Raw genomic sequence first — 4,202 nt, forward strand, 5'->3', positions numbered from 1 at the left:
TCTTTCTACTCATTCAATCTATTGCCGGTAAAATGCCCATTTCCAAGACGGGTTTTTTCAATATAAAAAGAACGCTTTTATTAAATTCTATGCTTTGAGTTTGGTTATTCTAAATTATTGGCAACGTGCCAGGCTATGAGCAGTGCAGGTTTTCGAAGCCTTTACTTTTCAGCCTACTACTATTGTTTTATTTTACGTCAAATTTATCAATTTACTACTAACTCCTGCATTGATTATTTAGCCATTGTTGCCAACAGTTATTTATTCAATCCAAGTGGCTTTTGAACTTTTTATAATCCAAACACCATTCTCTTTTTCTAATACAGTCTCTCCGCCTTGATAGCCATATCTAAAATGAATTATTGCTTTAGTCAAATCTTGATTAATAACTATTACACTAACATCTGGATGCGTTTCTAAATGCCAATATCCACCCCAATGTCCGTGTAAAATATGAATATGCTTTTTTAAGAAACTATATCGTTTTTCACTTTCTCCTTCCGGCAATGATGGAGACATTATGTTGTCTGTTCCCAATTCCTTGTATTTAGAACCAAGAAATCCATTTAAAGAATTAATGTATTCGGGTGTCAGGTAAAGAATCCTATTTTGGCCTAGGTGTTCAAGTTTTGGTTTAAAATTATTTATTGAATCAATTTTATTTGTTTTCCAATGGAACTTCTCGAAATCATTGTCAGGTAAGACTGAATAGAAAATCTTGTTTTGAATCACAAAATACTCCAAACTATTCTCTGGAATATGAAATGATTCCCAGTCTCCAAGATTAAATGGACTACTAGGGATATAAAAAGTTCTGTAGATGTTGTACACTGATTCTATTCTTTCATTTTGGGCAGTATATTTCTTGTTATTGGGTTGTAAATCAAGATTCCAAATATTGAAAAACTCAATCAGTCTTAATGAATCCTGATTTTCGTACGTACTGTCAAGTATTGAAATAAGTTCTTTCGCTGAATGCTTTGGTTCATGAGATTCAAACTCAACTTTATCTTGTCCTTTACAAGAATTAAAGAGTAGTCCTGTTATTAATATTAAAATCCAGTTTCTCATCTTGTTTGTTCTAATTGTTGGCAACGGCTCGAATATGGGGCGTTTGGCATTTCAAAGCTCCAACCTATCAAACCGCTATATATTTTATTAATTGTACTCATTTCAAATTTACTACTATCCGCCAAATGACCTATATTTATTGTTGTGTTTTCGTGCTTTATTCTCCACAGTCTGTCCGTGTGTAGGGGCAACCATACTCTTTGACAAGTTTTGGTTTGTGCGTAGGCTTTTTTTGAGCGACTTGGCAATGTGTATGGATGCGATGGGAGGGTAATCAAGCATTTCTTTTCTTTAAAATTTCTAATACTGGAGCATTTGTTTTATCCGATGGAATTATTGGATTATCTTCTGGTGTAATACCCATCCTATCAGGGTCATGAAGTCCAATTTCCCATGCCTCACGAATTATTAATTCCGTTTTGAGAATACCGTGAGTTATAAATGGATTTATTGACTGAGGATTAAATGTTATCTCAGCTGGGCATAATATGAATTTCTTTATGCTTTTATAAGAATCAATAAGTCTTTCTAAATTCATAGAGGAATCTGGGGTCATTTTATGAGATTTAGTCATTGAAACTGTAATCCCACCTTCTTTATGTTTCATTTTCCTAAAATCTGAAGAAATACATACTCTATACCAAAAAGGATTTTTTTTATCTATCCCTTTGATAATAGATATACGAATTAAATCCTCCGAATCTTGTTGTCCAAATCTTTTGTGCCAATCTTCAAAAATTAGCTTGCTTTCATTTCCATTCTCAAAACCAATAAAGACATAAAATCCTTTATCTGTAAAGAAAAAGCCAAAGCCTTTCCATTTTGCAATACTCCATTTGTTTTCATCAATTATTGAAGATACACTTCTCTTATCATGTGATATATTATTCAAATCAAAATCTGGTCTTTTACTATCATTGGTAGCATAATTATATTCCTTTTCATCTTCTTCTTCGATTACATTAAACGGGACTTTTCTAATGTTTGGAAATTCTTTTATGCTGGTTGAATACCAATCCTCTAGAAAAAGTTTGGGTTTTTGACCTAAGATATCAAGAGTAAAATTCCTATGATGCAAAATTAACGCAAACCTCTCATTAACTTCCTCATTTTTAAACAAGTTTTCGAGGTGTTCCAATGGGTTGTCAATAAAGAAGTTTGAGGTTAATATATGTACCGTAAATTCTAATATTTTAGTTACAATCTTTGATTGGTTGTCTCGATTAAACGAAAATTGATTTAAACTAAGTTCATATAGATTTCTTTCAGGATTATATACAAAAGTGAATTCTCTCTCTTTTTCAACCCTATTAAGTTCAATAAGAATCGTTTCTTTAGTCGGAATTACATTATTGAGCGATGTAGCTAAAAAACTTTCAAAAAAGGCCGCTAAAGACTCTGCTGCAAAAAGTAATTCTAAATCTTGCTTAAATTCAAATATGAAAGAGCATCCAAGAATTTTTGAGATTATATTGACTTTATCTCCAGATAACAAATTTGTTTCATAAACCATTTGTTCTTTAAATGGTTGCCCTGCAATTAATTCAAAATATTTCTTTAAATCTTCTTTATTTTCAATTCCGATTTTTCTATAATCACATTCAATATTTTCTTCATGCCCCAATTTGTACAAAACCGAGTTTTGGGATAACCATAAGTTTTGGTTTTCTAAAATATCAGGTAAAAATGTTATTAAACTATCGAGTTTTGAATTTGTGTTGAGAAATCTTACCGATAAACAAGCATCAAATAATTCATAAACAGGAATCTCACCTTTCTCTTCTTTTTCGATTTGGTTTGCAATTACATGAAATAGCTCATGCCAAGTAAGAAAATTTGGAATTCTGCCAATTAATTGCTCATTAATTGCTAGTTGTTTCGTACAATCATATACTCTAGAATCAAGGATACCTTCCTGATACCAAGATTTAAAAGCAATTGAACTTGCAGAAATAAAGCAGTTATTCGATGCCCATAACAATCCCATTTCATTATAAGCATAACCAAGACCTTTGAGTGCTATATATAAACCATCATATGTTTCTTCTTTAGCTAGTTTTAGTACAGATTTCCCAAAATAAATAATACTAGATTTATAATGTTTTGACTCAAACTTTTGGGTAGCTCTTCGTAAAAATGTATGACCTGCGGCTAATTCAGACGACCTCTTTTCATCCAAGAGGGCAATGGTGTCGATAAGGTTGTCAAATTCAAAATTATCAGGGAATAGCACTCCCAGTTCTTCGAACATCTTTTTAAAAGTATCAAAAGGGAAATCAATTAATCCTTCACTCTCTAAAAGGAGGTTTGACAATTCTTCAAGATGTTTATTTGGAGAATTATCTTCAGGAATTGAATCCATTAGAAGTTCTATTTTTTTATAAAACTTTGCTATTAAAGATGAACATGGTTTATCCTCTTTTGTGGAAAAATTGTCTAATAACAAATAAAGGTTTTCTCTTTCTTTCGAAAGGTCAACTTCAAATGATTCCAAATCACAATTGGCAGCACAAAATCCTCTTAATGCGTTAAACAAATTAACGTACAGCTCAATTTCTGATATTGAAGATGTAATAGATACATACTTTTTAAATTCCTTAAAGTCTTCTATAAATGCTGAGAAATCATCAAAATAAAACAAATAAGTCCAAGCACGCTGATAGTAAATTCGAATCCATTGTTTTTCGCGGTTTAATTTTTTACATAATCGCAGAGCCCTATCAAATTTACCTTCAATCTCATCTCTAGGTTTTTCTAATTTTCGAGATAAAATTGCTACATCAAGAGCATCCTCAACTAATTGAAAGTCGAATTCTGAGTATCGGTTCGGATTTTGAACTTTTTCTTCTAATACTTGCAATGTCTTGACACGCTCAGCATCGTTACTTCCAACAACTATTTTTTTATCCTTAAAGACTTCAGATAAATTTAGAGAATCTACAACGATGTCTATAAGTTTATTATCGTAGACTTTTTCTAAAATCCATATACCATCGAGAATTACTGTTTTGGCCCCTTAAACAATCGGACAAAGTTATAGTTAGAAATCTATAAATTTGTACGATCATGACAGAAAAAAGAAAGTTTACAAAAGAAGAAAAGCTTCAATTAATAAAAGAAGCAGCCGAAAA

The 4,202-nt window shown here is 31.5% G+C and carries 2 protein-coding genes; both read right to left on the minus strand.

Going from position 1 to position 4,202, the window contains the following annotated elements; all coding sequences use genetic code 11:
• Positions 1-261: 261 nt before the first annotated feature.
• Entirely contained in the window at positions 262-1,071 is an 810-nt protein-coding gene (locus tag HNS40_RS21650) for a hypothetical protein (RefSeq protein WP_172284806.1), read from the minus strand.
• 274 nt (positions 1,072-1,345) lie between these two features.
• The gene (locus HNS40_RS21655; protein WP_172284807.1) at positions 1,346-3,931 is read right to left on the minus strand and encodes a hypothetical protein; all 2,586 of its coding nucleotides are present in this window, start codon (positions 3,929-3,931) and stop codon (positions 1,346-1,348) included.
• Between the last annotated feature and the right edge of the window lie 271 nt (positions 3,932-4,202).

It is taken from the genome of Lentimicrobium sp. S6 (assembly GCF_013166635.1).
Taxonomy (GTDB): domain Bacteria; phylum Bacteroidota; class Bacteroidia; order Bacteroidales; family UBA12170; genus UBA12170.